Genomic DNA, 24,558 nt, shown 5'->3' with positions numbered 1-24,558 from the left:
GTTGGCGGTATTTGTAAGCAATTGCAAAGGTTGGGTATTACTGAATGTCTCTAGGCGTCAATGATCACCAGGGTGCCCCGGCTACCTGGAAGTACGGCATGAGCGGTGCCCGCTTCCACGAGGTACATCTGGCCGGTCTCTACGTGGATCTCTTCATCAGCGATGCTCAGGCGCAAATGGCCGCTGATTACCAGTAGCCCCTCGTTGTAGTCGTGCACTTCTTCTTCGTAAGCCTGCTCATCCATGCGCAACACCTTGATCCGCGCCGGGCCGACCTGGCCCAGGCGTATCGATTTCCAGCTGTCAGGCAGTTGCCCGGCGAGTGCAGCGAAGTCCAGTAACGGCATGTGAATCTCCTTGTTTCTACGATGCCGTCGGTGGTCCGGTTCAGCAGGAAAGGGTGTGTACAGGTTACGCAGCCACCACCTCATGGGGCTCAAAACTGTCCGCCCGCGCCATCTGCCACATGCGCGAATAGAACTCGCCATTCACTTCGCCGGTGAGCAGCTCGCCAGGCTTGAGGAATACATGCAACTGCGAGAACAGCTTGATCTCGGTGGCCGACATGCGTCGTACCAAATGCTTGGCCGACAGCTGCGACGGATGATCCAGGCCTGCCGCCGCGAGCATCTCGGCGAGGGCCTTGAGGGTGTTGCGGTGGAAGTTGAACACGCGCTGGGCCTTGTCCGGTACCACCAGGGCGCGTTGGCGCAGCGGATCCTGGGTCGCAACGCCGGTGGGGCATTTGTTGGTGTGGCAGCTTTGGGACTGGATGCAGCCGATGGCGAACATGAAGCCGCGCGCCGAGTTGGCCCAGTCGGCGCCGATGGCGAGCACGCTGGCGATGTCGAAGGCGCTGACGATCTTGCCGCTGGCACCGAGCTTGATCTTGTCGCGCAGGTTCAGGCCGACCAGGGTGTTGTGCACGAACAGCAGCCCTTCGCGCAGCGGCACGCCGATATGGTCGGTGAACTCCACGGGCGCGGCGCCGGTGCCGCCTTCCTTGCCGTCGACGACGATAAAGTCCGGGAGGATGCCGGTTTCGAGCATGGCCTTGGCGATGCCCATGAACTCCCACGGGTGACCCAGGCAGAACTTGAAGCCCACCGGCTTGCCGCCGGACAGTTCACGCAATTGGGCGATGAATTGCATCAACTCGATGGGGGTGGCGAACGCGCTGTGACGCGACGGCGAGATGCAGTCTTCGCCCATCAGGATGCCGCGGGTTTCGGCGATCTCTTGAGTCACCTTGTGCTTGGGCAGGATGCCGCCGTGGCCGGGTTTGGCGCCCTGGCTCATCTTGATTTCGATCATGCGCACCTGCGGGTTCTGCGCCTGCGCGGCAAAGCGCTCCGGGTCGAAGCGGCCGTCGCTGGTGCGGCAGCCGAAGTAGCCGCTGCCCAGTTCCCAGGTCAGGTCGCCGCCGTTTTCGCGGTGATAGGGGCTGATGCTGCCTTCGCCGGTGTCATGGGCAAAATTGCCGAGCTTGGCGCCCTGGTTGAGCGCGCGGATCGCATTGGCGCTCAACGAGCCAAAGCTCATCGCCGAGATATTGAACACCGACGCCGAATACGGCTGGGTGCATTGCGGGCCGCCGACCATCACGCGAAAGGCGCTGGGGTCGCTCAGGGGCGCGGGGCGCATGGAGTGGCCGATAAATTCGAAACCCAGCTGGTACACATCGATCAGGGTGCCGAAGGGTTTGTCGGCGGTTTCGTTCTTGGCCCGCGAGTACACCAGGGATCGCTGCGAGCGCGAGAAGGGCAGGGCGTCGCTGTCGGACTCCAGCAGGTACTGGCGGATTTCCGGGCGGATGGCTTCCACCAGGTAACGGATATTGCCCAGGATCGGGTAGTTGCGGCGCACGGCGTGGGGGCTTTGCAGCAGGTCGAAAATGCCGATCAGGCTCAACACGCCGGTGACCAGGGTGATGGGCCACAGCCATTCGTGTTGGATAAAGGGCAGGCTGGCGAGGGTGAAAATGACGCACACGGCAAAGAAGGCGTAACGGCTTAGCAAGGACAGGCTCATACGGTTTCCTTGGGTTCGGACTCTCAGGTCGATCCGGCATTCTGCGCCAGTAACGAAAGGCCAGACAACCTGCAGGTGTCCTCAGTGTGATCCCCGTGATGGGACAGACTGGCCCGAAATAGACAATGCGCGGCTATCGGTCAGTTCAAACCAGGCCTGGTTTTCGGTGGTCGAGTCTGCCCCAACGAAGACGGTGAACGTGCCGGCCTCAATCACCGGCGAAAAGTTGCTGTCCAGCAGGGCAAAGTCCGCCTGGTCAAGGGTGAAGGTCAGCTCCCGCGCCTCGCCGGGCGCCAGCTGCACTTTGCGGAAACCGCGTAATTGGCGAACCGGGCGGGTCACGCTGGCGACATCATCGCGCAGGTATAACTGCACGATGTCTTCGCCTGGGCGCGCTCCGGTATTGGTGACGGTGACCGCCACGCTCAGCACTTGGGTGGACGCCAGCCGCTGTGTGCTGAGCCGCGGTGCGGAGTAGCTGAACGAGGTGTAGCTCAGGCCGAAGCCGAAGGGATACAGCGGCGTCCAGTGTTCATCGATGTAGGCGGAGGCATAATGACCATCGCCGCTGGGCGGACGACCGGTGTTTTTGTGCGCGTAGTAGAGGGGAATCTGCCCCACGCTGCGGGGGAACGTGATCGGCAGTTTGCCGCTGGGGTTGACGTCACCAAACAGAATGTCGGCCACGGCATGGCCCATCTCACTGCCCAGGAACCAGGTTTCCAGCAGCGCTGGCGCCTGGCGCACGTTTTGCGAGAGCACCAGCGGGCGGCCATTCATCAACAGGATGACCACGGGTTTGCCGCTGTCCAGCAGGGCACGCAACAGTGCTTCCTGGGCACCCGGCAGGCCCAGGTCCGCGCGACTGCGGGCTTCGCCGCTCTGATCGGCGCGCTCGCCGAGTACGGCGATCACTACCTCGGCACGGCGGGCGGCCTGCCGGACCTCGTTGAGGTTCTGCGTCTCGGTGCTGATGGGCGAAGCGCCGGGCAGGTAAACCACCTCGGTGCCAGGGGCGACGGCGCGGCGTATGCCCTGCAAGACCGTGATCGAATCTTCCGGACGAGCCGCCAAGGCCCAGGGACCGAGCGTGGCCTCGGCATCCGTGGCCAGGCTGCCGACCACCAGTATGTTGCGCAGGTGCTTGGACAGCGGCAGCAGGGCGTCGGTATTTTTCAACAATACGATGGACTTCTGTGCGGCCTCGCGCGCCAGTGCCCGGTGCTGCGGGGTCAGGACATTGGCCCGTTGCCGCGCCTCGTCGCTGTAGCGGTAGGGATCGTCAAGCAGTCCCAGGCGCTGCTTGGCCTGGAGTACACGGCGTACCGCATTATCCACGGCGGTCAGGGGAACCTGGCCAGTGCGCACCAGGGTGGGCAGGTATTGGCGGTACGTCTGGCTGACCATGTCGATGTCCACCCCCGCGCTGAACGCCAGCCGTGCCCGGTCGGCCGGGCTGCCGGCGATGCCGTGCTGGCTCAGCTCCCAAATGGCGTTGAAGTCACTGACAATGAGGCCACGGAACCGCCACTGATTGCGCAGCACACCGGTCAACAGTGCGGTGTTGCTGTGCAGGGGCGTTCCGGCCAGTTCGTTGAACGACGGCATGATCCCATCGACGCCCGCCGCCACGGCCGCCTGGAAAGGCGGCAAGTACACTTCCCGCAAGGTGCGTTCCGACACGTCGGCGACGTTGTAGTCGCGCCCGCCTTCGGCGGCACCGTAGGTCACGAAGTGTTTTGCGGTCGCCAGCATATATGACGGGTCGGCAGGCCCGGCACCGTGGAACCCCCGCACCTTGGCGCTGGCCAGCGCTGCGCCCAGGAATGGATCTTCGCCGGTGCTTTCCACCACACGGCCCCAGCGCGGGTCGCGGGCAATGTCGACCATGGGCGCGAAGGTCCAGTGTATGCCGCTGGCCGTCGCTTCAACGGCCGCCGCGCGAGCGGTCCGTTGTGCCAGGTCAACGTCCCAGGCCGCAGCTTCTGCCAACGGCACGGGAAATACGGTGCGAAACCCGTGGATCACATCAAAGGCAAACAACAACGGTATAGGCAGGCGCGAACGGGTGACGGCGTGTTCCTGTAACCGGCGGGTCTGTTCGACGCCGTAGGCGCCAAGGACCGAGCCCACGGTGCTCATGGGCCGTTGCGCCAGCTCGCCTGGGTCAATGACCGGGCCGGTAGGTGTGTCCTGGACGCCGAGCTGGCTGAGTTGGCCGACTTTTTCTTCCAGCGTCATCTGTTGCAACAAGGCCTCTACCGGGTCCTGCTCGCCGGCGTGGAGAGCGTTGCCGCTGACACTGAACACCACGCAGAACAGCGCCCATTGACCGCCGAGCCTCATGGACTATTGCCGGTGTCAGCCGTTGAAGGGGTACCGATTGCCGTCGATTCCGAATGGAAGGGGTGGTACTGATACAGCCAGGTCTCTGACAGCGGCTGGCCGTCCAGGCGCAGGAACAGGCGCAATTCCACCGGGTCCTTGCCGTCGACGTTCAGGTCGAACTGTGCTCGCCAATGGCCGGCGACGCCGTCCGGCACTGCTTCGGTAAAGACCCGGCTGAGCGCGCCCCTGGAGCAACTGATCACGGCCTCGGGCTTGACCCCCGGTGCGAGTTTTTCCAAGGGGACGCCCTGGAATTCCACCACGAATTTACGCACCCCCAGCGGGCGCGGCTCGCCCGGTGAGCCGCCTTTGCCCAGGCGTGTGGCCACGCACACCGCCAGTGGCGAAACGTAGGGTTCCTGGGCCAGCCAGTGCAGGCGATACCGCAGCGCATAACGGTTGCCCGCTTCCGCCGGGGCCGAGGGCACCCACATTGCGACGATGTTGTCGTGGATCTCGTCGTCGGTGCCGTTTTCCATCAGTTGCACGCTGCCTTCGCCCCAATCGCCCAACGGCTCGACCCACAGGCTGGGGCGCCGCTGGTAATTCACGCCATCGAGGTAGTGGTCGAAATTACGGTCGCGCTGTAGCAGGCCGAAGCCCTTCGGTTGCCGATCGCTGAACGCCGAAACCAGGGTGCGTGGCGGGTTGTTCAAGGGCCGCCAGATACGTTCTCCGTTGCCGGTCCACAGCGCCAGGCCGTCACTGTCGTGGACCTCGGGGCGCCAGTCGGCGGCGGTGCGCTTGGCGGTTTCACTGAACCAGAACATCGAGGTCAGCGGCGCAATGCCCAGCCGGCCGACGTTCTTGCGCAGGAAAAACGTGCAGTCGATGTCCATGACCACGCCCTGTGTGCGGTGGATCACGAAACGGTAGGCGCCGCAGATACTGGGGCCGTCGAGCCGCACGTAGAGGGTCATGGCGTTTGTGTGCTGGTTCTTTGGCGGCTCGAACCAGATGTGGGTGAAGTCGGGGAATTCTTCGGCCTTGCCGGCTTGTGCCACATCCAGGGCAATCGCCCGTGCCGACAGGCCGTACTGGTACAACTCGCCGATGGCCCGGAAGTACGACGCGCCAAGGAAGGCCACCCAGTCGTTTTGTTGCCACGCCAGCCTGGCCTGGTCGCCCAGGCGGCTTTCCTGGATACGAAAGCCGGCGAACCCGCTGTTACGGGGCAGGGCATGGGCCGGGCTGTCGCCCGGCATATCAAAGTGCGCCGGGTCGTAGACGATCTCGCGGGCGATGCCGTTGTCCAGCACATACAGCCTGACGGGCGTGCGAAAAAACGCCCCCAAGTGAAAGAATGTCACAGGGAACTTGCCGGGGCCTTTGGCGAACAGGGCGTGCTCGGGTTTGAAGCGGATCTGGCCATGGGCGGCGTAGTCGAGTCGCGCCAGCAGCGCGGCCGATGCGGTGCTGGGGTAGGTGTAGGGTTTCAAGGCATCGGCTTGTGCCTGTTCGATCAAGCCTTCGAAGGAAAAAGTACTGGACGGGTCGGCTGTATCGGCCGCTGGGGCGTCCCTGCCCAGTGGCATGAGCAAGGCGCCCAGTGACGCGTATGTGAGGAACTCGCGGCGCGTAGACATGGTGTCATTTCCTTCGACGATGAGAGCCCAGGCCTCACGTTCAGCACGCCACCGGCATGCAATCGTGTTGCTTGTGTGGAGTGTCGAGTCGGGAAAAGGGTCTGTCTACTGTCAGAAATAACAGGTTGCGAGGGCAGGCAGATCAATGATCTGAGCAGGTTTTTTTGAAGATCGATCGTTCAAGCTGCGTCCGCTGCGAAATCGTGGCCAAGGTTTGGCCACGCAGGTGTCCATTTCAGAGGCCTTGGCGTGCGGAACTCATGAATCGCCCCTGGCCACTTAAACGGGAGTTCCCCAACCTTTCCCAAAGTGAGCCGACCATGACTATCCCGACTATCCCGACTAGCCTGACTTCGTTAGATTTCCTAGCACGCATTGCCTTATCGTCGAAGGTGTCTTCTACCACGCCTCATCCTGTGTCAGACACGCCGCTCTTTACGTCGACACCCCGCGAATCTGCCCCCTTCATGGCCAATGGCAACCCTTTGGTCAAGTCCAGGCTCTATCAGCAAATGGCACCGTCATTATCGGCGCAAGCGCCCGAAGCCGCCGACCGCAGCTGGGTCCAAAAGGCAAGTGGCGACATCGCTCGGCACACCTGGTTTATTCCCGGCTTGAGCAACATGCTTCATGGGCTGGAAAAGTCAGATGGCAGTGTAGACGGGATGATGGACGGGCTGAAAAGCGGCCTTGATAAAACCCTGAAGACGGGTTTGGCCACAGCGATTGCGGGGGCGGCGAAGGGCGATTGGGTGTCGGTTCTAAACGGATACGGACAAGCGGTCGCCCATAACGAATCCACGCCCAAGTCGGTCAAGTCGACGGTGGGGCTGACCCAGGCGCTGGGGGGCACGTTCACTGCCGCTGCTGGGCTTGCAGGAGCGCTGAAAACAACGCCGACCGGGATTTGATCCCGCGCGTTCGAGCGATGTCCTTAACTGCGTGGCCGCTGAGCATCAAGCGGCCTGCGCCCAATTCGCGGACGGCGTGCCCTACGCCGCCGTCTGCCGAATCGGCAATACCACGCGAAACTTCGTGCCCTTGCCCAGTTCGCTGCTGACAAGGATATCGCCATGGTGTTTCTTGACGATGCCGTAGGAGAGTGACAGTCCTAACCCGGTGCCTTCCCCCACCGGCTTGGTGGTGAAAAACGGGTCGAAGATTTTCTGCACCGCCTCGGGGGCAATCCCGCAGCCGTTGTCCGCCACTTCCAGCCACACGTGCTCGCCTTCCACTCCGTTGCTGATGGTGATGATGCCGCGCTCCGGCCCCATGGCCTGCGCGGCATTGATCACCAGGTTCATCACCACCTGGTTGAGCTGCGAGGCCAGGCATTCGATCTCTGGCAGCGGCGCGTAGTGCTTGACCACATCGGCCTTGTACTTGAGTTCGCTGGCAACGATGTTCAGGGTCGAATCGATGCCCTGTTGCAGGTTTGCGAATTGCCAGGTCTGGTCGTTGTCCACCCGCGAGAAGTTTTTCAGGTCCTTGACGATCTGCACCACGCGGCCGATGCCTTCCTTGGACTCGTGGATCAACACCGGAATATCTTCCTGTAGAAACTCCAGTTCCAGGCGGGTGCGCAAGGCCTTGAGCTGCTCGTGCTGTTCACCCGTGGCGAGGCTTTCTTCGGCCTGCCGGTAAGCCTCCAGCATCTGTTGCAACTGGGTGAAGTAGCCGTCGAGGGTGCTGAGGTTGGACGAGATAAAGCCTACCGGGTTATTGATCTCATGGGCCACGCCCGCGGCGAGTTGCCCCAGGGAGGCGAGTTTTTCCGACTGCACCAGTTGGCTTTCCAGGTGCTTGCGCTCCTCGATTTCCAGCTGCAGCGCGTGGGTGCGTTGTTCCACCAGCCGTTCCAGCTGGGTGGTTTGCAGCGCGGCGCGACGGGCCATGTCCCATTTATTGGCCAGGGTGTTGGCCATCTGCTGGACTTCGATGTTATCGAACGGTTTTTTCAGGATCAGCAGGCGATCATGGCCTTGCAGACGGTCGAGCAGGTCCTCCCAGGAATAGTCCGAGTACGCGGTGCACACCACCACTTGCAGGTCGGGGGCGACTTTCCAGAGTTCTTCTATGGTCTTCGCGCCGTCCCAGCCCTGGGGCATGCGCATGTCGACAAACGCCAGGGCATAGGGCTGCTGGTGCGCCATGGCGGTGATGAGCAACTGCAGGCCTTCTTCGCCGCCGTAGGCCGAGTGCAGGTCGAAAGGGGGGGCCGTGGGTTTGCTGGTTTCGCCGAACAGTGCCGACTCCATGTCATCCAGCTCCTGGTTGGATTCAGTGGGCGGCATCAGGATCTTGCGGAAATCCTCATGAATCGACGGCGTGTCGTCAATCAACAGGATGCGCCGGTTGGGAGGCTGGTTCATACGAGGCTTCCGGCAGGAATGAGGGGGATCGTCAGGGTGAATAGCGCGCCCAGGCCCGGCCCGTCGCTGTGGGCGCTGAGGTGGCCGTCCATTTCGACGGCGGCCAGGGCGCAGCTGTGCAGCCCGAAACCGTGGCCTTCCTTGCGGGTGGTAAAACCGTGGGTAAATATCCGCGTCATGTTCTCGGCCGGTATGCCTTCGCCTTCATCCTTCACGCTGATCTGCAACCTGTTGTCCTCCAGCGACTGGACCGTGAGGGTCATCTGCCGTGGCCGGTCGGTGAGGTTGGACATGGCGTACTTGGCGTTGCTGATCAGGTTGACCATGATCAGCAGCAAGCGGTGTTTGTCCCCGAGGACTTCCGGTACCTGCCCATAGTGCTTGACCACCGTGACATTGTGCCGGCTCAGGGCTCCCGCGTTCATGCGCAGGGCGTCTTCCATCAAGGTGCTGATCTGCACCGGCTCCTTGAGCGAGGGCGCGCCCGCATAGGATTGTTGGGTGGAGACGATGTCCTTGATGTGGTCCACGCTTTTGCTCAATTGCCCCAGTTCCTCGATCAGGCCTTGCTGCTCGACGGCAATGGCGTCCACCAACTGGTTCAAGTAGCCGGGCAGCAGCTTGCCCTTCTCATCCTCGGTGATAAAAGTGCCCAGGTCGCCCTGGCGTTCGTTGATCAACTGCATGGCCTTGCCCAGGCCCATAGCCTTGCTGCTGCGCAGTTTGCGGGTGACCAGGTCGGCGGAGATGTTCACGCTGTTAAGCACGTTGCCGACGTTGTGCAGCACGTTGGTGGCGATCTCCGCCATGCCGGCCTGGCGTGCACTGTCCATCAGCTCGCTCTGGGCATCCTTGAGCTGTCGGGTGCGCCGTTCCACGCGCTGTTCGAGGGTTTCGTTCACCGCCTGCAAGGCGCGGTTGACACGGTTGATCTCGGCGAAACTGCGCAGCAGGCGAATCGTCAGGTACAGCAACAGGGCCACCAGCAGTGTGGAGAACACCAGCAGGTAACGGTGGTATTGCTGCTCGACCCGGTCCAGGGCCTGTTGGTCCAGGTTGAGGTGGGTGGTCAGGTCATCCAGGCGTTCGGCTACCGGAATGGCGGCGATCTGGTCGAGCAACGTGTTCACCACCGGCTGCTCGCGCAGGATCAGTTCGATGTGATTGCTCAGGATCTCCACCGGGCCGCGGAATTCGCTGGGCAGCAGTTCCTGGTTGACGGCCAGCTTGCCCAGGCCGACGAGAATGTCGGCGGCGCGCTCGTCGCTGGTGACCTGGGCGAATTCAAGGCTGCTGAGCAGCAGGTCGTAGGTGTCGGTGGCCACGCTTTGCAGTTGCGCTTTTGTATCGTCGTTTACCTGGTTGAACTGCGCCTGGATATCGTCTTCGGCGGTCGGCAGGAAAGCCAGGGAGTTGCGCAATACCGCGTTATGGGACTTGAACTGGTCGACGCGCCGGGCCTTTTCCTGGATGGCCGCCTGATAAGCCTGTTGGCTGGCTTGCCAGGCGGGCAGGTCTTGCGGGCTGTGGTACGAGCCGCGTGCTTCCAGCTCGGCCCACAACCGGGTCATTTCCGTCAGGGGCGTCACCAGGGGGTCGTAGTTGTGGGTGATGGCGATCCTGGCCTTGAGGACTTCGCTGTCCCATTGGGCATTGAGTTGCTGCAACTGCCGGATCAGATCCCGGGAGTGGGTGTAGGAAGACGCCTGGTCGCTGGACGACTTGATGTACAGAAAGATCAGGGTCGAGGCCAGCAACAGGGTGATCAACCCCAAGGCTAACTGGCTGGTGCGGCGGCGAGAAAGGGTCATGACGGTCTGCTCATAAAGGCTTGCCTTTCCATTCGCCGGTCAGGGTCTTGAGAAACTGGATGATCAGGTCTTTATCCTCCTGCGAAGGGTTGCGCCCCAGTTGGAACTTGAACATGACGTCGACGGCTTCTTCCAGGGTCTTGGCCGAGGCATCGTGAAAATACGGGGCCGTGACCGCGACGTTACGCAGGCTGGGGACCTTGAACACGTGCCGGTCTTCCTCATCCTTGGTCAGCAGGTAGCGCCCCAGGTCCGACTCGACGGGGTTGCCGCGCACCTTGAAGTAGTCGCCCATCACGCCGAATTTCTGGAACATGTTGCCGCCGATGTTGATGCCCTGGTGACAGGCGATGCAACCGTAATCCTTGAAGCGCTGGTAGCCGTACTTTTCCTGGATCGTGAGGATGTCCGTGTTGCCCAACAGGTACTGGTCAAATCGTGAGTTGGGCGTCAGCAGCGTGCGTTCATAGGTGGCCAGGGCGTTTTGCACATTGGCGGCGGTGACGCCATCGGGGTAGGCCTGTTTGAACGCCGCCTGGTAGGCGGGCAGGGCGGTCAGGTTCTGCACCACGGTGTTCCAGTCGCTGCCCATTTCTACCGGGCTGATGACCACTTGCTCGACCTGCGCTTCCAGGGTGTCCACGCGGCCATTCCAGAACTGTTTGAAGTTCAGGCTGGCGTTGAAGACCGACGGCGTATTGATCTCCACGGGCTTGCCGTCGAAACCCAGGGAGAAGGGCCTGGTGTCGGCGCCCCCGGATTCGAGGTGATGGCAACTGGCGCAAGACAGCGTGTTGTTCACTGACAGGCGCGGCTCATTGAACAGCTGGCGGCCCAGCTCGACCTTGGCCGCATCGAGGTGCGGCACCGGCGGCAGGGGCTTGAGCGCTTCGTCCAGCGGCGCGGCCGTCACGGTCGTCCCCAGGCACAGCCCCAACGCGAGGATGGAGCCGAAACGGTAGGTTGAAACGTCGCTCAAGCGAGCACTCCTTGCAGGCATAGGGCTATTGGTCGGGCATCAGTGTGGGGCTGCCCACCTGCAGCAACTGGGCGAAATCCTTCGCAGGCACGGCCTTGCTGAACAGAAAGCCCTGGCCTTCCTCACAGTGCTGGGCTCTCAGGAAGTTCAGCTGTTCGACGGTCTCCACCCCTTCGGCGATGATGTTCAGCTCCAGGCTCTTGCCCATGCCGATGATAGCGCTGATCAGCTGCGCGTCCTGGCTATTTTCGTGCAGCCCGCGCACGAATGATTGGTCGATCTTCAGCACATCGATGGGAAAGCGTCGCAGGTAGCTGAGGCTGGAGTAGCCGGTGCCGAAATCATCCAGGGCCAGGCGCACGCCCATGGCCTTGATCCGGTTGAGGATATCAACCGTCTCGTCGACATTCTGCATCAGCACGCTTTCGGTGATTTCCAGCTCCAGCTGGTTGGGCGGCAGGCCGGTCTGCTTGAGGATGGCGGCCAGGTTGTCGACAAACTCCCGCTGGCGGAAGTCGATGGCCGAGATGTTCACCGAGATGCGCAGCGGCGCCAGGCCCATGGCGCGCCAGGCCTGTGCCTGTTCGCAGGCGTGGCGCAGCACCCACTGGGTCAAGGGCACGATCAGCCCGCTGTCTTCGGCCACCGGTATGAAGTCGGCCGGGTGGACCCAGCCCGAGCGCGGTTGAAACCAGCGGATCAGTGCCTCTGCGCCGAGGATCCGCCCGGTTTTCAGGTCCAGCTTGGGCTGGTAGTGCAGGGCAAACTCATCGTGCTCCAGGGCCTGGCGGATCGCGCTTTCCAGGTTCTGCTGGTGCCGGGCGCGCAGGTTCATGTCTTCGGTGTAGAAACTCAGGTCGTCGGGGCCACGCTCCTTGGTGGTGTGCATGGCGGTTTCGGCGTGCTTGATCAGTTCCACCGCAGTGCTGCTGTCGTTCGGGTAGATGCTGATGCCGAGGCTGGCGGTGACGCTCAGGTCGTGCCCCGCGACATGCCGGGTAACGCTGACGGCCTGGAGTACCTTCTGGGCGATGTGCTGGGTTTGCTGGGGGTGTTGGACATCATTGAGCAGGATCACAAACTCGTCCGAACCATAGCGAAACACCGAGTCCGACTCACGCACGGCCGCCACCAGGCTTTGGCTGACCTGCTGGAGCACCTCATCCCCCACCGGATAACCCAGGGCGTTGTTGATGCGCTTGAAGCGGTCGAGGCCGATAAACATCACCGCCAGTTGCGTGTCATGGCGCCGGCCCAGGGCAATGGCCTGGGTCAGGCGGTCGCCCAGCAGCGTGCTGTTGGGCAACTCCGTGAGCGCGTCGTATTGCAGCAGGTGCGAGACTTTCAGCAACTCCTGCACGCGTTCCTCAATCGTGCGTTCGAGCCCGATCACCTTCAGGGCGGCATCCTGGGCGAGCTGCCATTTCCAGGTCAGGGCGCTGGCCATCTGGCGGATTTCCAGGTGGTCGAAGGGCTTCTTCAGGATCAGCAACTGGTCGTTGTACTTCAATCGCGCCTCGATCGCTTCAAAGGAATAGTCGGAATAGGCGGTGCACAGGGCGATCTGCAGGTTGGGATCGACGTTCCACAACTGCTCGATGGTTTGCAGCCCGTCCCAGCCGGGCGGCATGCGCATATCGATGAACGCCATGGCGTAGGGGGTGTTGGTTGCCAGGGCCCGGTTCACCAGATCCAAGGCCTCCTGGCCCTGGTAGGCGGAATCGAGGATAAACGCCTGGCGAGCGACGGTGGTGGTGCCGAACAGGGTCTGCTCAAGGGTATCCAGGGAGGGCTCGGCGTCGGCGTCGGCGCACAGGATCTTGCGAAAGTCCAGGTGGATGGACGTGACATCATCGACGATCAGGATGCGACGGTTGGCCCGCTCAGGGTTCGGGTTCATAGTGCGCGCCTTATCTGCAAACGGTTCGACGGCATAACCATTCCTTCCTTGGTTCCATGGCTGAGCGGGGCGCAGACCTGCCGTGACAGTGTAGTCGAGGTCCCTTGAATTCGGCGGCCAGTTGGCGTCAAATCAACCCCGCGCCTTAAGCGAGGGAAGACGGCTTGGCACACGGGTTCAAATTAGCTCAATTCAGTTCAATGTGAAGGCGCAGCAGGCATGGATGAACAACTTGCGACGAAACCCACTATTTTGCTGGTCGACGATGAAGAGTCGATTCTCAACAGCTTGCGTCGCCTGTTGCGCGGCCAACCCTTCGATGTCGTGCTCGCGGGCAGCGGCGCCGAGGCCCTGGCGATCATGGCCGCCCAGCCCATCGACCTGGTGATGAGCGATGCGCGCATGCCCGGCATGGACGGCGCGCAATTGCTGGCTGAGGTTCATCGCCTTTATCCCGCCACCAGTCGCATCCTGCTCACCGGCTACGCCGACCTGCCGACGATCATCAAGGCGATCAACGAAGGGGCGATCCACCGCTATATCGGCAAACCCTGGAACGACGACGAACTGAAGCTGATCCTGCAGCAGGCCCTGGAATTTCAGCGGCTTGAGCGACTGGCCCATCAGCAGAACGACCAGCTCAAGCTGTTGAACGCGACCCTGGAAAAGCGCGTGGCAGCACGCACCAGTGAGTTGCAACAGACCGCCGACATGCTCGACCTGGCCTACGACGAGCTCAAGCGCAGCTACGTGACCGGCACCGAAGTGTTTTCGTTGCTGGCCAACCTGCGCCTGCCCAAGAACAAACAGACCAACCGAGCACTGATCGAGCTGGTGCGGGTGTACTGCACCGCCCAGTCCATAGACGAAGCCAGCGCCCGCGACATGGCCATGGCCGCCGCGTTGTACAACATCGGCAAGCTGAGCTGGAGCGACAGCATGTTGATCGAGCCGGCCGACAAGCTGCACAGCACCGATCGCGAGCGCTACCGTGGCTATCCGGCCCAGAGCGAATCGCTGCTGATGACCCTGGAGCCGATGAAGGATGCGGCGCGGATCATCCGTCATCACCAGGAACGCTGGGACGGCAGTGGTTTTCCCGACCACCTCAAGGGCGATGCGATTCCGTTCGGTTCACGCCTGCTGAAACTGGCGGTGGACTTCATCGAGTTGCAGAAAGGCCTGATTCTTGAGCGGCACCTGAACAGCGATGAAGCGCTGTTGTATATCCGCAAGTATGCCGGGCGCCTCTACGATCCGGACCTGGTCGAGGACTTCATCCTGGCGTGCGCTGCGTTTCTCAGTGACGTGACCCTGGGCGATCCGACCGTCAAGGTGCTCACCACCCGTGAGCTGGAAGACGGCATGGTCCTGGCGCGTAACCTCAACGCCGATAATGGCATGTTGCTGCTCAATGCCGGCAAGGTGCTGAACCTGCCGCTGGTGGACAAGCTGATTGCGTTCGAGGCGATGGAAGGCGCCAAGTACAGCGTGTTCATCAAGGAGCCGGACGAGAGCGAAGGGGTGCTCCATTAATTTTCATTGTTTGAGTTCAAGGTTTTCAGTTCATGCCTAGCACTATCCGTATTGCCGCTGCCCTGCTGATCGGCAGCGACGGCCACACCTTGCTGGTGCGCAAGCGCGGCACACAGGCCTTTATGCAACCCGGTGGCAAGATCGACGCCGGTGAGCAGCCCGCCGAGGCCCTGGCCCGCGAGCTGTACGAAGAGCTGAACCTGCGCATCGAGCCCGGCGATGCGGTCTACCTGGGTCACTTCTCGGCCCCCGCGGCCAACGAACCGGGGTTTACCGTGGACGCTGAATTGTTCCAGGTGCAGATCGATGTTCCGGTCAGCCCGGCCGCTGAAATCGAAGAGGTGCGCTGGATCGACCCGGCCGGTGATGGCGGCCTGGTGCTGGCGCCCTTGACCCGTGACCTGATCCTGCCGTTTTACCGCGCGTCACTGACCACGCCGGCCTGACGCGAATGAGCGTGCGTGCGCTGGGGGCCAACGATGCCGAGGCTTATCGGGCGTTGATGCTGGAAGCTTACGGCGCCTATCCCCAGGCGTTCACTTCCAGTGTGGCCGAGCGTGCGGCGATGCCGTTGAGCTGGTGGGAAAAGCGCCTGGAGAGTCCGCTGGATCGTTTGCTCGGCGCGTACGTCGACGGGGAACTGGCCGGCATCGTCGGCCTGGCCTTCGAGCCTCGGGAGAAGGCGCGGCACAAAGTGACCCTGTTCGGCATGTACGTGAACGCGGCTTACCAGCAGAAAGGCTTGGGCCGGCGATTGGTCGAGGCAGCGCTGGATGAAGCGCGCCAACATCCGCGCCTGAAAGTGATCCAACTGACCGTCACCGCCGGCAACGATGCAGCGTTTGCGCTGTACCGCCGCTGCGGGTTTATCCAGTACGGCCTGGAACCGCTGGCGGTGCGGGTGGGGGTGGACTACTTCGACAAAATCCACATGTGGCGCGAACTCAACGCTGACTGAGAGCCAATGTGGGAGGCGGCAAGCACCCCACATTTGGAACGGTGTTGTTTCAGCGCACCGCGCTCACGCCATCCAGCGTTGAAAACGACGTGTCCTTGGCCGTCAGCAAAAAATCGCGCATATACGGCGCATCCAGCATATCCGCACGAATCCCCGCATACAGCGTCGCAAACAAGCCTTTCTCACCCAGGCGCTTGGCCTTCACGTAGCCGCGCGAGCTGTACTCATGCAGGGCCCAATGGGGCATGCCGCACACGCCGCGGCCGCTGGCGACCAGTTGCATCATCATCACCGTCAGTTCCGAGGTGCGCACCTGGGCCGGTTCCACGTCGGCCGGTTCCAAGAAGCGGGTAAAGATGTCCAGGCGGTCACGCTCCACCGGGTAGGTGATCAGGGTTTCGCTCAGCAGGTCTTCGGGCACGATGTACGCCTTGTTCGCCAGCGCGTGCTGGTTGGCCACGGCGAGCATGGCTTCGTAGGTGAACAGCGGCACATAGGTGATGCCCGGCAGCTCCAGCGGGTCGGACGTCACCACCAGGTCCAGGTCGCCACGGGCCAGGGCCGGCAGCGGCGCGAACGCAAAGCCCGAGGCCAGGTCCAGTTCGACTTCCGGCCAGGCATCGCGGAACTGGTCGATGGTCGGCATCAGCCACTGGAAACAACTGTGGCACTCGATCGCCATGTGCAGGCGTCCGGCGGTGCCACCGGCCAGGCGCGCGATATCGCGCTCGGCACCGCGCAGCAGGGGCAGAGTGGCGTCGGCCAGTTGCAGCAGGCGCAGGCCGGCGCTGGTGAAGCGCACGGGTTTGGTCTTGCGCACGAACAGCGGCATGCCCAGGCGTTCTTCCAGCTCCTTGAACTGGTGGGACAGCGCCGATTGCGTCAGGTGCAGGCGCTCGGCGGCCTCCACCAGGCTGTCGGCTTCGCGCAGGGCGTGCAGGGTCTTGAGGTGACGGATCTCGAGCACGGGCTCTCCATGAAGACAATTTGTGACGAAGCGGGATAGCGTGAGTTTGTCTCATGTTGCAAGCCGTGTCGACCACGACCGCCGGGCACTCTTCATCAAACTGTCATGGAACTGTGGCAGCGCCCTTGAACAAACTTCATCAGACTCGCGCTCTACTGGGGTTCTGCGTTTCGGTGTTTTTCATGCGCGTGTTGCTTTTACTGGCCGCTCTACTGTTCGGCCTGCCGTCTTTTGCGGCGTCTCGATGTGATGTCAATGTCCCGACCCAAACGGTCGACCTGGCCCAGGTGAGCATCGCCTACCAGAGTATCGGCCGTGCGTCCGACCCGGCCTTGCTGCTGGTGATGGGCCTGGGCGGGCAACTGATCCACTGGCCCGACGAAGTCGTCGTTGCCCTGTGCCAGCAGGGTTTCCGGGTGATCCGCTACGACAACCGCGATGTCGGCCTCTCCACCTGGCGCCAGGCGCCGGCGAACGCCAACCTGGCCTTTGAAGTGCTGCGCTATAAGCTCGGCCTGCCGGTATCGGCGCCGTACACGCTGACGGATATGGCCGATGACGCCCTGGGCTTGATGGACGCCTTGCAGATCCAGCAATTCCACGTACTGGGCGCAAGCATGGGCGGCATGATCGCCCAGCACCTGGCGGCGATGGCGCCGCAGCGCGTGGAAAGCCTGACCCTGGTCATGACCAGCTCCGGCGCCGAAGGCTTGCCGGCCCCGAATGCGGCGCTGGTGCAGTTGTTGTCGCGACGCAGTGCGCCGAATCGTGAAGTGGCGCTGGAGCAGCAGGCCGATTTGCTCGCGGCGCTGGGCAGCCCGACGGTGAAGGACGATCGCCAAGTGCTGCTGCACCAGGCGGCGCTGTCCTATGACCGCGCCTTCAACCCGGACGGCGTGAAGCGCCAGATCATGGCGATCCTCGCCGAACCCAGCCGTGTGCCGCTGCTCAACCAACTGCGTGTACCGACGCTGGTGGTCCACGGCACCGCTGATCCGTTGCTGCCGGTGATGCACGGTGTGCACCTGGCAGCGCATATCCAGGGCAGCCAATTGAAGTTGATTCCCGGCATGGCCCATCGTTTCCAGGAAGCGTTCAAGGCGCCGCTGCTGACGGCGGTGCTGCCGTACCTGCAGGCTCATCGTGAAGATGCCGCCCATTGGGCGCAGATCGATCCGGTCGGGCCTTCGAAGCTGCTGTGACATTGGTGTATCGTGCACCCTTTACGGCGTATTGAAGCCTGCGAGGTTGCCTGTCATGAGTACTCCCCTGAAAATCGATTTCGTCAGCGACGTGTCCTGCCCCTGGTGCATCATCGGCCTGCGCGGCCTGACCGAAGCCCTCGACCAGCTTGGCAGCGAGGTGCAGGCCGAGATCCATTTCCAGCCGTTCGAACTGAACCCGAACATGCCCGCCGAAGGGCAAAATATCGTCGAACACATCACCGAGAAATACGGCTCCAGCGCCGAAGAGTCCCAGGCCAACCGTGCGCGTATCCGTGACATGGGCGCCGAGCTGGGCTTTGCCTTCCGCACCGACGGCCAGAGCCGTATCTACAACACCTTCGACGCACACCGCCTGCTGCATTGGGCCGGGCTCGAGGGCTTGCAGTACAACCTCAAGGAAGCGTTGTTCAAGGCCTACTTCAGCGATGGCCAGGACCCTTCCGATCACGCCACCCTGGCGATCATCGCCGAAAGCGTCGGCCTGGATATCCAGCGCGCCGCCGAGATTCTCGCCAGCGATGAATACGCCGCCGAAGTCCGCGAGCAAGAGCAGTTGTGGACCTCCCGTGGGGTGACGTCGGTGCCGACCATCGTGTTCAACGACCAGTACGCCGTCAGCGGTGGCCAGCCGGCGGAAGCCTTTGTGGGCGCGATTCGCCAGATCATCAACGAAGCTAAAAACTAAAATCGAACACTGATCCAAATCTGGGAGGGGGCTTGCCCCCGAGAGCGGTGGCACATTCAACATCTTTGTTGACTGACACTCTGCTATCGGGAGCAAGCCCCCTCCCACATTTGTTTCTCACTGTCCTTGAGGTAAGCGCTGGCCCGCCCCTTGCATTGACCCCCCCTAAAGCCATAGGGGAAACATGACCTTGAACATTCTCGACCTCGACCACAGCCTCACCGGTCAGGCACCGATTGCCCGGCGTTTGGCCAGTGGCCGTGCCACGCGTATCGACCTGCTGGACCTGGGCCCGAAGCTGCGCCTGTGGTCCACCGAAAAAACCTGGAAGCGCTTTGCCGAACGCCTGGCCCAGCGGCCCCGGCCCACGGATGCGCGTCCGGAAATCCTGTTCGTCGGTTCCGGCGATTATCACCACCTGACGCCGGCGTTTCTGGCCGACCTGAAAGAACCCATCAGCCTGATCCACTTCGACAACCATCCCGACTGGGTGCGCTTTGCGCCCAGGCGACACTGTGGCTCGTGGGTCAACCGCGCACTGAACATGCCGGCGATCAAACGCATCGTCACCCTCGGCCCATGCAGCGATGATCTGCATAACCCGCAACTGCGTGGCGGCAACCTCGGTGCCCTCAAGCGCGGGCGCCTGCAACTGTTCCCCTGGCAGCACCCGCCGTCGAAAGTCTGGGGCCGGGTCGGCGATGGCGCCGGCCACCAGCAGCAGGAAAACCACCTGCACTGGCGCAACCTGGCGGAGCTGGACTGGGCTGCGTTTCTCGAGCAGATGATCGGCAGCCTGCCCACCGAAGCGATCTGGATCACTATCGACAAAGACGTGCTTGCCAGTGAAGACGCCGCCACCAACTGGGACCAGGGCGGCATGCGCCTGACCCATCTGCTGCAAGCCCTGCGCGCATTGGCGGCGCGCAAGCGCATCATCGGCATCGACGTGTGCGGCGAGTTCGCCACGCCGGCGTTCAGCAACGCGTTCAAGCGTTGGGAAGCCAAGTCCGACCAGCCGCCCGCGGAGCGCTGGAGCCCGGAGGATCTGCAGCGTAACGCCGCCACCAATGAAGCCTTGATCGACCTGTTTGAGGAGCTGTTCCCGTGACCTTGACTGTGGTGTTGCTGGTGGCCTTTTCCATCGTGCTCGATGTGATCGGTCAACTGTGTTTCAAGCTCGGCCTGGACCGCTTGCCGGAGCTGGAGGGCGGTTTTCGCCTGAATGCGTTCTGGGGCCAGGTGTTCAATGCGCCGTTGCTGTGGGCGGGGATCGGTGCCTATGTGATCGAGTTTTTCGTATGGCTCGAAGCGCTGTCTCGTGCGCCGTTGAGCCTGTTGTTCCCGGCGGCGGCCCTGGCCTATTGCGGTGTGGTGCTGGCCGGCAAGGTGGTACTGGGCGAAACCGTCAGCCGCCGCCGTTGGCTGGGCACGCTGGTGATTACCTTGGGTGTGATGCTGGTAGCGATTGCTGGGAGTCAGGCATGAGTACGCAAACGATGCATACCGGTTGGTTGCATGGGCGCCTCGGCACGGTGGTGCTGTGGGCCTTGCTGATCTGCACCGAGAGTGCCGGGCAGCTGTTTACCAAGGTTGCAGGGGACCAGCTGGGGCAGATGGATTTCAACTGGCAGTGGTTGTCCGAGGTGGCGCGCAACCCGGGAATCCTGGCGGCGATTGCCTGCTACATCGGCGCGTTTTTCGTGTGGATGCTGATCCTGCGGCGCAGCAGCCTGTCCCTGGCGTTTCCCCTGAGTTCACTGGTGTTTGTGGTGGTGTTGCTCGGTTCGTGGCTGGGGCTGGGGGAACATATCAGCCCGCTGCATTGGGTGGGGGTGGCAGTGATCATCGGCGGTATAGCGCTGCTGGCCGAGGGCGAGGAAAACTGAAACACGGACCCATGTGGGAGGGGGCTTGCTCCCGATAGCGTTAGATCAGTCCCGTATACATTGGCTGACCCTGCGCTATCGGGAGCAAGCCCCCTCCCACATATTGTCCGAAGTGATCAATCGAACGTGTAGCTGATCGCCGTCTGTACCTGGCCCTGGTTCACGTCGCCCGTCTCCTTGACGATGCTGCTGTTGGCCGCCGAGCCCACTAGGTGGATCCAGCTGGCGCTGGTCAGCAGCGACCAGTGGGAGGCCAGGGGGAACTCGAAGCTTTGGGTCAGCGTGAGGTTCTGGAATCCGCCGCTGGCGTTGTAGGGGCGAATGCCGGAGGCCGCGGATTCATTGGCGTCTACCCCGAAATAGGTTTGAGTCTGGCGCGCATCGGCGAAATTCGCCGCCAGGCCGCTGCTGCCGATAATCCCGCCACCCAGTGGATAGCCCAGCTCGCCGCCGACCTTGCCCAGCGCGCCGCTCTGCGAATGCCCGCCGCCCACGGCCTGGCCCATCCGGGCGTACACGCGCCAGAAGTCGGCCGGCGCGTATTGTATGAAACCGCCCACTTCCGCCATGTCCGACACATTGCGCAGGCCTTGCAGCTCGCCGTTGGAAGTACGCCCCTGCAGGTAGTTGATGTAGGGGCCGGCGGTAAAACCGTTGGTGTTCAGGGCGCTCCAGGTCAGGCCGTCATCGGTGCTCAGGCTGACAGGGCCCCAGTCCAGGTCCAGGTAGGGCACGGGGCGGGTTTCGTAGCGGCTGCCGGTGGGGTCGTGGGGTTGATAACTGAGGCCCGCGCCGACTTCACCGGTGATCGGGGCTGCCAGGACACTACTGGAAAAGCCCCATAGTCCGAGTAAGCCGGCAAATACAGTCGCTGTAACCTTGAACATGGAGCGGTTTCCTTATCTGGACATGCGCGCATGAACGCGCGAAGGGCATCCCTTGCGCAAGCACTCATCTTGTTTGTAGCGAGCTACAAAAATTGTAGCTTGCACGACACATATCTCCACCGCTAACGCCAGAACCCCCAGCCCGGCTGGACTTCAGCCAGTTGGCACACTCCCTGCTCTACCCCTTGTGCAAGCGCACACAGCGCGCTCCTCAAGGTAAACGCAGATGATCCACTGGCATATCGTGTGTGACTTCGACGGGACCATTACCCCCACCGATGTCATCGACAACGTCCTCCAACGCTTCGCCGGCCCCGAGTGGGAAACCATCGAACAGGAATGGCTGGATGGGCATATCGGTTCCCGCGAATGCCTGAGCCGCCAACTGGCGCTGATCAAGGCCACCCCAAGTGAACTGCTGGCGTATTTCGACAGTGTCGAGATCGACCCGGATTTCCCCGACTTCGTCGATCACGTGCTCGGCCTGGGCGCTTCCCTCGAAGTGGTCAGCGACGGCATCGAACAGGGTATTGCGCGGATCCTGTCGCGCAACTATGTGACGTTGCTGCCGATCCTTGCCAACCGCCTGCGCCAGGTCGACCAGAACAGCTGGCGCATCGACTTCCCGTATGCCAGCGATGCCTGCCGTGCGGCGTCCGGCAACTGCAAGTGCAAATCCACCCCGCGCAACAAGCGCGTGCTGGTGATCGGCGACGGCAAGTCGGACATGTGCGTGGCCTCCACCGCCGACTTCGTATTTGCCAAAGGCAGCCTCGCCCAGTACTGCGCGGCCAACAACATCCCTCACGCGCGCTTCGACACCTTCGCCGAAGTGCCTGCGTTGCTGGCCCGCCTGCCTCAGGGCATCGCCGCCAACGCCACCACCTTCAACACCTCTTCTGACAATCAGGAACTCTTCCATCATGTCTGATATCCGCATCGCTACCGCCGAAGACCAGATCCTTCTGGATAAAGAAGCCAAGTATTGCTCCTACGGCGACACCGTTCACTACATCGAGCCACCGCGTATTTTCAGCCGTTGCGAAGGCTCCTACGTGTGGGACACCGAAGACCAGGCCTACCTCGACCTGCAAATGTGGTACTCGGCCGTCAACTTCGGCTACGCCAACCCGCGCCTGAACAACGCGCTGAAACAGCAGATCGACACCCTGCCGCAAATCGCCAGCCAGTACCTGCACAAAGGCAAGATCGAGCTGTCGGAAATGATCGCCGTGGACGCCAAGAAGAAATTCGGCCTCGACGGTCGCGTGCACTTCAACGTCGGCGGTTCGCAGTCGATCGAAGACTCCCTGAAGGTGGTGCGTAACGCCACCAACGGCAAAAGCCTGATGTTCGCCTTCGAAGGCGGCTACCACGGCCGGACCCTCGGCGCCTCGTCGATCACCTCCAGCTACCGCTACCGTCGCCGCTACGGCCACTTCGGCGAGCGTGCGCAGTTCATCCCGTTCCCGTACCACTTCCGCGGTCCCAAGGGCATGACCAAGGAAGAGTACGGCAGCCACTGCGTGCAGCAATTCGCGCGCCTGTTCGAGACCGAATACAACGGTGTGTGGGACCCGAAAGTCGGCCAGAGTGAATACGCTGCGTTCTACGTCGAGCCGATCCAGGGCACCGGCGGCTATGTGATCCCGCCGATGAACTTCTATCGCGAACTCAAGCAGGTACTGGACCAGCACGGCATCCTGATGGTGTCCGACGAAATCCAGATGGGCTTCTACCGCACCGGCAAACTCTGGTCCATCGAGCACTTCGACGTCCAACCGGACGTGATCGTGTTCGGCAAGGCGCTGACCAACGGCCTCAACCCATTGGGCGGCATCTGGGCCCGTGAAGAGTTGATCAACCCGAAGATCTTTCCGCCAGGTTCGACCCACTCGACCTTCGCCTCCAACCCATTGGGCACGGCGGTGGGCCTGGAAATGTTCAAGATGACCAACGAAGTCGACTACGGCGCGATGGTCATGGCCAAGGGCAAGTTCTTTCTCGAAGGCCTGCAGGACCTGCAGAAACGTTTCCCGATCATCGGCGACGTCGACGGCCTGGGCCTGGCCCTGCGCTGCGAAATCTGCGGCCCGGACGGCTTCACGCCGGACAAGGCGACCCTGGACTACATGGTCGAAGAAGGCATGAAAGGCGACATGGTCGTCGATGGCCGCAAACTCGGCCTGATCCTCGACGTGGGCGGCTACTACAAAAACGTGATCACCCTGGCACCATCCCTGGAAATCAGCTACCCGGAAATCGAACTGGGCCTGAAGCTGCTCGAACAACTGCTGGTACGGGCGACCCAACGATGAACGCCGCCGGGATCGACCTCGGTGAAGGCAGCGCCGGTTTCGTTCTCGGTGAAGGTCCGGTCGGGATCCTGTTGATCCACGGCCTGACCGGCACCCCGACGGAATTGCGCCAGGTCGCCAAGGGCCTGGCCAAGGCGGGTAATTGCACGGTGTACGTGCCCACCCTGGCCGGGCACTGCGGTGACAACAGCGACCTGCAGGCCACCGGCTGGCTGGACTGGTACGAGGGCGTGCGCAAGACCTTCGTGCAGGTCAGGCAACGCCACGAGCAGGTGTTTGTCGGTGGCTTGTCCATGGGCGCGGTGATGTCGATGTACGTGGCTGCCGAGCACCCTGGGCTAGTTGCCGGGCTGTTGATGTATTCCACCACCCTCAAGTACGACGGCTGGAGCATCAACAAGCTGGCATTCCTTACGCCGCTGCTGATGAAAATTCCGTTCGGCGTGCACATCTGCCGCTTCGAAGAGAAGCCACCCTACGGCATTAAGAACGAACGCCTGCGGGCAATCGTCGAGCGGCAGATGAAGGAAGGGCAGAGCAGCGAAGCCGGTTTGCTGACCATGGAAGGCATCACGGTGCGCGAATTGCACCGCATGAACGCCGTGGTCAGGAAGCGCATGCCCAAGGTCAAGGTGCCGGCCCTGGTGCTGCACTCCCTTGAGGACGACATCACCAGCCGCTGGAACGCCGATTACGTGGAGCGTCACCTGGGCGGCCCGGTGACCAAGATCCTGCTGGACAACTGCTACCACATGATCACCGTCGACCTGCAATACCGCCGGGTGATCGAGTTGAGTGCCGACTTTGTCGAACGGCACACCGCGTTTGTGGACGCCGGCTTACTGGGTGGCGAGCGTGCTTGTTGTGTTGAGCTGGCTTGCTGTTGTGGTGAGCGGGCTTGCCCCGCGCCGGGCGGCGAAGCCGCCCCATCACTGACACTGCATGCGTCCAGTTAGAACTGAGGTGCCTGGGTTTGGGGCTGCTTCGCAGCCCAGCGCGGGGCAAGCCCGCTCACCACAACAAGC

At 62.3% G+C, this 24,558-nt stretch carries 22 protein-coding genes; 12 read left to right on the top strand and 10 right to left on the bottom strand.

Going from position 1 to position 24,558, the window contains the following annotated elements:
* Positions 1 to 50: 50 nt before the first annotated feature.
* The 4 genes from AC07OP_RS03900 to AC07OP_RS03885 form a co-directional block, all read right to left on the bottom strand.
* A complete protein-coding gene (locus tag AC07OP_RS03900) occupies positions 51 to 347 on the bottom strand; it encodes a cupin domain-containing protein (RefSeq protein WP_495100921.1) in 297 nt (98 codons plus the stop codon).
* Between the two features lie 64 nt (positions 348 to 411).
* Entirely contained in the window at positions 412 to 2,031 is a 1,620-nt protein-coding gene (locus tag AC07OP_RS03895; protein ID WP_495100922.1) for an FMN-binding glutamate synthase family protein, read from the bottom strand.
* Positions 2,032 to 2,112: 81 nt separating this feature from the next.
* Positions 2,113 to 4,377, bottom strand: coding sequence for a glycoside hydrolase family 3 N-terminal domain-containing protein (locus AC07OP_RS03890; RefSeq protein ID WP_495100923.1), 2,265 nt, complete (start codon positions 4,375 to 4,377; stop codon positions 2,113 to 2,115).
* The gene (locus tag AC07OP_RS03885; protein WP_495101045.1) at positions 4,374 to 5,954 is read right to left on the bottom strand and encodes an OpgD/OpgG family glucan biosynthesis protein; all 1,581 of its coding nucleotides are present in this window, start codon (positions 5,952 to 5,954) and stop codon (positions 4,374 to 4,376) included. Before AC07OP_RS03885 ends, AC07OP_RS03890 begins: the two co-directional genes overlap by 4 nt.
* 371 nt (positions 5,955 to 6,325) lie before the next feature.
* On the opposite strand from AC07OP_RS03885, the gene AC07OP_RS03880 reads away from it, so the two are divergent.
* A complete protein-coding gene (locus AC07OP_RS03880) occupies positions 6,326 to 6,916 on the top strand; it encodes a hypothetical protein (protein WP_495100924.1) in 591 nt (196 codons plus the stop codon).
* Between the two features lie 81 nt (positions 6,917 to 6,997).
* On the opposite strand, the gene AC07OP_RS03875 is transcribed toward AC07OP_RS03880, so the two are convergent.
* The 4 genes from AC07OP_RS03875 to AC07OP_RS03860 are packed head-to-tail and all read right to left on the bottom strand — an operon-like array spanning position 6,998 to position 13,067.
* Positions 6,998 to 8,377: an ATP-binding protein gene (locus AC07OP_RS03875; RefSeq protein WP_495100925.1), complete on the bottom strand. Its 1,380-nt coding sequence runs from the start codon at positions 8,375 to 8,377 to the stop codon at positions 6,998 to 7,000.
* Positions 8,374 to 10,188 carry a DAHL domain-containing sensor histidine kinase gene (locus tag AC07OP_RS03870; RefSeq protein ID WP_495100926.1) on the bottom strand — a complete coding sequence of 605 codons (1,815 nt, stop codon included), beginning with the start codon at positions 10,186 to 10,188 and terminating at the stop codon, positions 8,374 to 8,376. Before AC07OP_RS03870 ends, AC07OP_RS03875 begins: the two co-directional genes overlap by 4 nt.
* A gap of 10 nt (positions 10,189 to 10,198) precedes the next feature.
* Positions 10,199 to 11,167 (bottom strand): cytochrome-c peroxidase, encoded by a 969-nt coding sequence (locus tag AC07OP_RS03865; protein ID WP_115487709.1) that lies wholly within the window; start codon positions 11,165 to 11,167, stop codon positions 10,199 to 10,201.
* A gap of 25 nt (positions 11,168 to 11,192) precedes the next feature.
* Complete coding sequence (locus AC07OP_RS03860; RefSeq protein ID WP_495100927.1) at positions 11,193 to 13,067, bottom strand: putative bifunctional diguanylate cyclase/phosphodiesterase; 1,875 nt, start codon at positions 13,065 to 13,067, stop codon at positions 11,193 to 11,195.
* A 219-nt stretch (positions 13,068 to 13,286) separates the two neighbouring features.
* Here AC07OP_RS03860 and nosR point away from each other — a divergent pair, with 219 nt between their 5' ends.
* From nosR to AC07OP_RS03845, 3 genes are read left to right on the top strand one after another with little or no spacing between them, the layout of a single operon-like run.
* The gene (gene nosR, locus AC07OP_RS03855) at positions 13,287 to 14,603 is read left to right on the top strand and encodes a response regulator c-di-GMP phosphodiesterase, NosR family (RefSeq protein ID WP_495100928.1); all 1,317 of its coding nucleotides are present in this window, start codon (positions 13,287 to 13,289) and stop codon (positions 14,601 to 14,603) included.
* A gap of 32 nt (positions 14,604 to 14,635) precedes the next feature.
* On the top strand, positions 14,636 to 15,049 hold the full coding sequence (locus AC07OP_RS03850; protein ID WP_092487404.1) for an NUDIX hydrolase: 414 nt from the start codon (positions 14,636 to 14,638) through the stop codon (positions 15,047 to 15,049).
* Positions 15,050 to 15,054: 5 nt separating this feature from the next.
* A complete protein-coding gene (locus tag AC07OP_RS03845; RefSeq protein WP_495100929.1) occupies positions 15,055 to 15,561 on the top strand; it encodes a GNAT family N-acetyltransferase in 507 nt (168 codons plus the stop codon).
* A 49-nt stretch (positions 15,562 to 15,610) separates the two neighbouring features.
* Here the strand turns inward: AC07OP_RS03845 and metR are convergent, their stop codons facing one another.
* Positions 15,611 to 16,528, bottom strand: coding sequence for a transcriptional regulator MetR (gene metR, locus AC07OP_RS03840; protein ID WP_027604617.1), 918 nt, complete (start codon positions 16,526 to 16,528; stop codon positions 15,611 to 15,613).
* A 182-nt stretch (positions 16,529 to 16,710) separates the two neighbouring features.
* Between metR and AC07OP_RS03835 the strand changes: the two genes are divergently transcribed.
* From AC07OP_RS03835 to AC07OP_RS03815, 5 genes are all read left to right on the top strand, one after another.
* Positions 16,711 to 17,730 carry an alpha/beta fold hydrolase gene (locus AC07OP_RS03835; RefSeq protein WP_495100930.1) on the top strand — a complete coding sequence of 340 codons (1,020 nt, stop codon included), beginning with the start codon at positions 16,711 to 16,713 and terminating at the stop codon, positions 17,728 to 17,730.
* Positions 17,731 to 17,785: 55 nt separating this feature from the next.
* On the top strand, positions 17,786 to 18,439 hold the full coding sequence (locus tag AC07OP_RS03830; protein WP_495100931.1) for a DsbA family oxidoreductase: 654 nt from the start codon (positions 17,786 to 17,788) through the stop codon (positions 18,437 to 18,439).
* Positions 18,440 to 18,629: 190 nt separating this feature from the next.
* Complete coding sequence (locus tag AC07OP_RS03825; protein ID WP_115487779.1) at positions 18,630 to 19,550, top strand: arginase family protein; 921 nt, start codon at positions 18,630 to 18,632, stop codon at positions 19,548 to 19,550.
* The gene (locus AC07OP_RS03820; protein WP_065938684.1) at positions 19,547 to 19,927 is read left to right on the top strand and encodes a DMT family transporter; all 381 of its coding nucleotides are present in this window, start codon (positions 19,547 to 19,549) and stop codon (positions 19,925 to 19,927) included. The genes AC07OP_RS03825 and AC07OP_RS03820 overlap by 4 nt, the downstream gene beginning before the upstream one ends.
* A complete protein-coding gene (locus AC07OP_RS03815) occupies positions 19,924 to 20,328 on the top strand; it encodes a DMT family transporter (protein ID WP_027604612.1) in 405 nt (134 codons plus the stop codon). The genes AC07OP_RS03820 and AC07OP_RS03815 overlap by 4 nt, the downstream gene beginning before the upstream one ends.
* Positions 20,329 to 20,444: 116 nt before the next feature.
* On the opposite strand, the gene AC07OP_RS03810 is transcribed toward AC07OP_RS03815, so the two are convergent.
* On the bottom strand, positions 20,445 to 21,215 hold the full coding sequence (locus AC07OP_RS03810; protein ID WP_495100932.1) for a MipA/OmpV family protein: 771 nt from the start codon (positions 21,213 to 21,215) through the stop codon (positions 20,445 to 20,447).
* 226 nt (positions 21,216 to 21,441) lie between these two features.
* Between AC07OP_RS03810 and AC07OP_RS03805 the strand changes: the two genes are divergently transcribed.
* From AC07OP_RS03805 to AC07OP_RS03795, 3 genes are read left to right on the top strand one after another with little or no spacing between them, the layout of a single operon-like run.
* Positions 21,442 to 22,146 (top strand): MtnX-like HAD-IB family phosphatase, encoded by a 705-nt coding sequence (locus AC07OP_RS03805; protein ID WP_027604610.1) that lies wholly within the window; start codon positions 21,442 to 21,444, stop codon positions 22,144 to 22,146.
* Entirely contained in the window at positions 22,139 to 23,533 is a 1,395-nt protein-coding gene (locus AC07OP_RS03800; RefSeq protein WP_065938687.1) for an aspartate aminotransferase family protein, read from the top strand. The genes AC07OP_RS03805 and AC07OP_RS03800 overlap by 8 nt, the downstream gene beginning before the upstream one ends.
* Positions 23,530 to 24,489, top strand: coding sequence for an alpha/beta hydrolase (locus AC07OP_RS03795; protein WP_495100933.1), 960 nt, complete (start codon positions 23,530 to 23,532; stop codon positions 24,487 to 24,489). Before AC07OP_RS03800 ends, AC07OP_RS03795 begins: the two co-directional genes overlap by 4 nt.
* Positions 24,490 to 24,558 lie beyond the last annotated feature (69 nt).

This window comes from Pseudomonas sp. GW821-FHT09D08, from assembly GCF_059416305.1.
This window is presented reverse-complemented; position numbering and strand designations above follow the sequence as displayed.